General features: G+C 51.2%; 3 protein-coding genes. 2 read left to right on the forward strand and 1 reads right to left on the reverse strand.

Going from position 1 to position 6,613, the window contains the following annotated elements; genetic code table 11:
* Window positions 1-497: 497 nt before the first annotated feature.
* The gene (locus tag C5S62_RS12920; protein ID WP_104405734.1) at window positions 498-1,493 is read left to right on the forward strand and encodes a malate dehydrogenase; all 996 of its coding nucleotides are present in this window, start codon (window positions 498-500) and stop codon (window positions 1,491-1,493) included.
* Between the two features lie 254 nt (window positions 1,494-1,747).
* Here the strand turns inward: C5S62_RS12920 and C5S62_RS12925 are convergent, their stop codons facing one another.
* The gene (locus C5S62_RS12925) at window positions 1,748-4,570 is read right to left on the reverse strand and encodes a pitrilysin family protein (RefSeq protein WP_104405735.1); all 2,823 of its coding nucleotides are present in this window, start codon (window positions 4,568-4,570) and stop codon (window positions 1,748-1,750) included.
* A gap of 236 nt (window positions 4,571-4,806) precedes the next feature.
* Between C5S62_RS12925 and nadB the strand changes: the two genes are divergently transcribed.
* Window positions 4,807-6,396, forward strand: a complete 1,590-nt coding sequence (gene nadB, locus C5S62_RS12930; protein ID WP_104405736.1) for an L-aspartate oxidase — start codon at window positions 4,807-4,809, stop codon at window positions 6,394-6,396.
* The last annotated feature ends 217 nt before the right edge of the window (window positions 6,397-6,613 follow it).

Raw genomic sequence — 6,613 nt, forward strand, 5'->3', positions numbered from 1 at the left:
GAAAAAGTCCGTATCGGAATTTTAACTCGAATACTTGGAATTTAAATTGCAATACGGGGATTTTCTAGTGAAAATACGATGACAAATGGCTCGAAAACGTCTGAAAAACACTGAAAAAGCGGGACTTCCCATTGGAAAGCCCCGCTCCGCTGTTACAAAGATACAACATTTTACGGCCGAAAGCAAATAGTGTTAAAAACAGGCTGTACGGTATCGGACACGCATCGATGGTAGAGCTGTGTCTGCCGGTGGGGAAACAGGAAAGAGGGCCGCTGTCTTCAGGCGTAATTTTAAAGATTTATTAATAGAAAAAAGCGATGGCGCGATGACACGGAGAAAAAGGTTTTTTGTAAATTTGCAAAGAAAAGTTTTCGGACGTCTGCCTGTAGCTTGTCTTGCGGCTCCTATGTTTCCGGTGAAAAAAGGGGCTTTCGGCGCGGGCGCAATTGCGGATAACGATTATCATTAAAGTTTTATATCATATTTTTATTTAGACTATGGCATTCTTAACAAATGACAAACTTGTGATTGTTGGCGCTGCCGGCATGATTGGCAGCAACATGGTGCAAACGGCCTTGATGATGGGGCTGACAAACAACATTTGCCTTTACGATGTTTTCTCGGCCGAAGGTGTGGCTGAGGAAATGCGTCAGAGCGGCTTCGACAATGTGAACATTGTGGCTACAACCGACATCAAGGAGGCTTTTACCAACGCCAAATACATCATCTCTTCCGGTGGCGCTCCGCGTAAGGAAGGTATGACGCGTGAAGACCTGCTCAAGGGCAACTGCGAGATTGCCGAACAGCTCGGCAAGGACATCAAGACCTACTGCCCTGATGTGAAGCACGTTGTCATCATCTTTAATCCTGCCGATCTGACCGGTCTGGTAACATTGCTCCACTCCGGCCTGAAACCTTCACAGGTGACCACACTCGCAGCTCTCGACACCACACGCCTTCAGAGCGCACTGGCCAAGAAGTTCGGTGTGATGCAGACGGAAATTACCGGTTGCGCCACTTATGGCGGTCACGGAGAGCAGATGGCAGTGTTCGGCAGCGCCGTGAAAGTGGCCGGCCGTAATCTGACGGACATCATCGGCACGGAAGAGTTTCCTGAAGCTGAATGGGAACAGATGAAAAAGGATGTGACCCAGGGTGGTGCCAAAATCATCGAACTGCGCCGCCGCTCTTCTTTCCAGAGCCCCTCTTACCTCTCGGTGGAAATGATCCGCTCGGTGATGGGTGGAGAGAAGTTCCGTTTCCCTGCCGGCACTTTCGTTAACAACGAAAAGTACAACCACATCATGATGGCTATGAACACTGTTCTCGACGAAACAGGTTGTCACTACACGATGCCCGAAGGCACGCCGGAGGAAATAGCCAAACTCGACGCCAGCTACACACATCTCTGCAAAATGCGCGATGAGCTCGTGACTTTGGGCATTGTGCCCGAAATTTCAAAGTGGGGCGAAATCAATCCTAATTTGAAGTAATCAGCACAAGGCGGAAGATACGCCTGACATTTGCCGGATGACCTGCTTGTTGAGGTCATCCGGCTTTTTTAATACTGAAAATATCGGATTCCACCATGCACAACGGACCATCGGCTTTCCGCCTGCCTTTGAATGTTCCATTCCTATTTTCCGGAAAGTATACCGTCAGATATGGTAAAAAAGACGGGCGACTTCCTGAGAATATGGAAGCCGCCCGTAAGTGACAAGGCAGACAATGCCGCTTTGCATGTATTCTATTTTTCGCTCATATCAGTAGGAAGCATGCTCACGGTAATGCAGTTTTTCTGCTTCAGCATAACGCCGTTGACAAATTGTCTGATATCGTCCGATGAAATACCGTTGACCGTGTCTTCATAGCCGGTCTGCTCGTCTTTGCTCCAGCGTACTTTTGTTGAGATAAGGCCTTGCCAATAGCTGTTCTTGCGCTGATTGTCGGCATAATTCTTGATTTCGAATTTCTTGACCTTGTCAAGCTCCTCAGAAGTCACTCCGTTTTTCGCAATATCATCAATTGCCTCCTGCATAAGCAGCAGTACGGAGTCGCGCAGAGCCGGTTTGAAGGGGCAGTATATCTGGAGCATATACATGTCGCGTACACCAAACTCAGCGCCGCCGGAAGCTCCGACACTATAGGCCGCGCCGGCGTCCTCGCGGATGCTCTTGAGGTAGCGCTGTGTGAGAATTTCGCCAAGGGCGTTGAGCACAACGGCATTCTTCATGTTATATTTCAAGTCGCCGTTCCATACCTGTATGAGTATGGCCTGAGGCGTCTCCATACTGCGCTTGAAGTGGTTGTTTACAGAGCCTTCCACGGGATATAGCTTACGGTCTTTGTATGACTCGCGCTTCTTCAGCCCGGGCAGGGGTGCGATGTACTGCTCGGTGAAGGCACGGAGCGAATCAATGTCGATGGCGCCGGTGAAGAAGAAGTCGAAGTCGCCTGCCGACTGGAAACGCTCGGAATAGAGTTGCCTGATGGTTTCGTAGTTGGCCTGTGCCAAATCCTCTACGTGGAGGCGTTTCTTAAGCGGGTTGTGACCGAAGATTGTAGCGCTGATGGAGTCGCTGAACGCCGTCATGGGTTGCTTGTCGGCGTTTTCAAGTGCCGTCTTGAGATAAGCTATCGTGTTGTTGTAACCGTCAACATCGTTGGCCGGTTTCTGGAAACGCAGATATATCAGTTCGAAAAGCGTGCGGAGGTCTTTGGGAGTTGAGCTGCCGCTGAGGTTGTCGGTAATCTCTCCAAGGGAAACTTTCACGCTGGCCTGTTTGCCGGCAAGCTTTTTCTCGAGTTCCGTTGAGGTGAAGTTGCCCAAACCGGTCGAACCGATAACGTTTTCCAATAAGGATGCGTTGATGTGTTCCTTGGCGGGAATAAGACTTTGGCCGCCGAAACTCGTTGCAGAGAAGAGGATTTCAGCATCGTTATAATCCGTTTTCTTGAAGAATACACGGGCGCCGTTGCCCAATGTCCAGCAAGTGTAGCCGAAGTCTGCCGCGTTTTCTTTCTTTATTTTTACGGCTTTTGGCAATTGCGGTACGAGAGGCTCATCCTTGACATTGTCCACGTAAGCCTCAAGCTGCGCGGCTTTGGCGGCAGCTACGGCATTTTTGAACTGCTCCACGGTGGGAACGGCTACATCTTCTTTTTCCGGATACATAGCCAGACACACAAAGTTGGTGTCGGTTGAGGCCGTGTACTCTTTGAATACGGCCGAAATGGCTTCAGCAGGAATGTTGGGGGCCAACATCTTATAGGTATTGTATTCCGTTTCGATGTCGGGTATAGGATCGCCTTCGAGGAAGTGACGCACGTACTGCGGCACGTAGAAACTGTTTTTCTGCTTCTCGCGGTTGTCGTAAATACGTTCCATGCCGCTCAGAAATTCTTCGCGGGCACGGATAATCTCCGTAGCCGTGAAACCGAAACGGTTGATGCGTTCGATTTCTTCCATGACAGCCTGTAAAGCCTCTGCGTCTTTACCGGGTTTTGGCAGTATGCCCACGGTAAAGGCATCCATCGTCTTTGAAATCATGTAGTTGTCGTCCTGACCGCCGGCACCGATGAAGGGACATTCCGGTTTTTGGGAAATTTCTCCCAGACGGGCGTTGAGAATCGAAGCGGCTACGCTGTTCATGTAGTTGGCTGCGAGGAACATGGGTGTATTCTTCAATTCCTCTGGCAACGGGTCGTGTTTGAACATTACTTGAATAATGGCACGGGCCTGCTCCTTGTCCTTGTCTATGATATAGATAGGTTCAGAGGTGGCAGGTACGGGATAATGTTCGTAGGCGGCTGCATTTTCGGGCATTACGATTGGCGAGAAGAGAGCTTTTATTTTGGCTTCCACCTTCTCTACGTCAATGTCGCCGACTACGATAACGCCTTGCAAGTCGGGGCGGTACCATTTTTCATAGTAGGCGCGTAGTTCTTCCGGCTTGAAGTTGTCGATAACCTCCATGGTTCCGATGGGATAACGGTAGCCGTAGCGTGAGCCGGGGTAGAGGGCGGGCAGGTTGCGCTCGAAGATGCGGCTTGAGGCACTGCTGCGCATGCGCCATTCCTCATGTATAACGCCGCGCTCCTTGTCTATTTCCTTGGTGGCGAGTGTGAGTCCGTCGGCCCAGTCGCGGAGGATGAGCAGGCAGGAGTCTACGTTATTTTCCGTTACGGGCACATCATCGATGTTGTATACCGTTTCGTCCGTCGAGGTGTAGGCGTTGAGGTTGAGGCCGAACTTTACGCCGATGCCCTCGCAATATTTCAGGAGTCTGTCATCGGGGAAGTTGTCGGTGCCGTTGAAACACATGTGCTCGAGGAAGTGTGCCAAACCGCGTTGGTTGTCTTCTTCCTGTACCGAACCTACTTTTTGTGCGATGTAAAAGTTGGCGCGGTTTTCAGGCAGGGCGTTGTGGCGGATGTAATAAGTCAACCCGTTGGGGAGCTTGCCGTATCTGACAGCCTTGTCCATTGGCAGCTGCGGAAGCTGCTGTGCCATTGCCGGCAACACGAGCAGGGCTACCAGCAACAGCAGTAATGATTTGAACTTGTTCATTGATTATGATGATTAATTGATATTGTGTTCTGACGGTTTCGGGAAAAATCGGAAGGCAGCGGATGTTTTTTCGGCCAATGGTTGGTTGCGGATGTCACTACTTCCTGTTTTTCAGGGTTATGTTCATCGGAATACCTTACCGTTTTCAGCCGCAAAGGTAAACCTTTTATCACTAACAAACCTTATTTTATCGAAAAACTTGCGTAACTTCGCGCCCAAACTAGCAAAATATTAAAATGATACGTAAATTCGATTTCTTGGTAATCGGTTCGGGCGTGGCCGGCATGAGTTATGCCCTGCAGGTGGCTGCGGCCGGTAAAGGTAAGGTGGCTCTTGTGTGCAAGACCACCGTGGAGGAGGCTAACACCGCCAAGGCTCAGGGAGGCATTGCGTCGGTAACTGATTTGAAGGTGGATGATTTTGAGAAGCATATCAGGGATACGATAGTGGCCGGCGACTATATCAGTAATTCGAGCGCCGTAGAGCAGGTGGTGAGGAATGCTCCCGACGGCATCCGCCGCCTGTTGCAGTGGGGGGTGAACTTCGACAAGTGTGCCGACGGCTCGTTTGATCTGCACCGTGAAGGCGGCCATTCCGAATTCCGCATACTGCACCACGCTGACGACACGGGATATGAAATACAGCGCGGACTCATCGAGGCCGTGAGGCAGTGTCCCGGCATTACGCTTCTGGAGAATCATTTTGCCGTTGAAATCATCACGCAGCACCACCTGGGCATAGAAGTGACACGGCGCACGCCGGACATAGAGTGTTACGGCGCCTACGTGATCGACCCTGACACGAAGAAGATCGACACCATACTTTCACGTGTCACCGTACTGGCCACCGGAGGATGCGGTGCCGTGTATGCCTCGACCACCAATCCCGACATTGCCACCGGCGACGGCATAGCCATGGCCTACCGTGCCAAAGCTACGGTGAGGGATATGGAATTCATACAGTTCCATCCAACGGCTCTCCATCATCATGGCGAAACTCACCCTGCCTATCTCATCACCGAGGCCATGCGCGGCTATGGCGGCATCCTGCGCCTGCCCAACGGCGAAGAGTTTATGCAGAAGTATGACAAGCGCCTCTCGCTGGCTCCGCGCGACATCGTGGCGCGTGCCATCGACAAGGAGATGAAGAAACACGGCCTGGACCACGTATGCCTTGACGTGACGCACAAAGACCCTGAGGAGACAAAGCGGCATTTCCCCAACATCTACGCCAAATGTCTCTCGATGGGCATAGACATCACCCGGCAGTACATTCCCGTGGCTCCCTGCGCCCACTATCTGTGCGGCGGCATAGCCGTGGACCTCAACGCCTGCTCAAGCATACGCCGCCTTTACGCCATTGGCGAGTGTTCGCGCACCGGACTGCACGGCGGCAACCGGCTGGCCAGCAATTCGCTCATCGAGGCCGTGGTATATGCCGAAGCGGCAGCCCGCCATTCCTTGGAACATATAGCGGAATATGCCTTCAATGAGGATGTGCCCGAATGGAACGACGAGGGGACGCTCTCGAACGAGGAGAAAGTGCTCATTGCACAGGATGTGCGCGAAGTGGGACAAATCATGTCGTCCTACGTAGGCATTGTGAGAAGCGACCTGCGCCTCAAGCGGGCCTGGACGCGCCTTGACCTCCTTTACGAGGAAACAGAGGAACTCTTCAAACGCGTGAAGGCTACGAAAGACATTTGCGAATTGCGCAACATGATAAATGTGGGCTATCTCATAACGCGTCAGGCCATAGAGCGCAAGGAAAGCCGTGGCCTGCACTACACCACCGACTACCCCAAACATGCTTACGACCAAAACTGAAGAGGACGGTGAAAACTGTCCCCGTGCGTTTTAACATTTCTTGCTTTTGGGCGTAATTTATATTATCTTTGTAACAGCCAAGCGGGACTTTCCATGGAGAAGTCCCGCTTTTTCAGTGTTTTTCAGGCCTTTTTCATGAAGGAAACGCCGTATTTTCACTCTAAAATCCAAGTATTGCAATTTAAATTCCAAGTATTCGAGTTAAAATTCCGATACG

It is taken from the genome of Prevotella sp. MGM2 (assembly GCF_002933955.1).
Classification (GTDB): domain Bacteria; phylum Bacteroidota; class Bacteroidia; order Bacteroidales; family Bacteroidaceae; genus Alloprevotella.

Coding starts and splice junctions, on each gene's coding strand:
- C5S62_RS12920 (WP_104405734.1), top strand. CDS start 498: ATGGCATTCTTAACAAATGACAAACTTGTGATTGTTGGCGCTGCCGGC.
- C5S62_RS12925 (WP_104405735.1), bottom strand. CDS start 4,570: ATGAACAAGTTCAAATCATTACTGCTGTTGCTGGTAGCCCTGCTCGTG.
- nadB (WP_104405736.1), top strand. CDS start 4,807: ATGATACGTAAATTCGATTTCTTGGTAATCGGTTCGGGCGTGGCCGGC.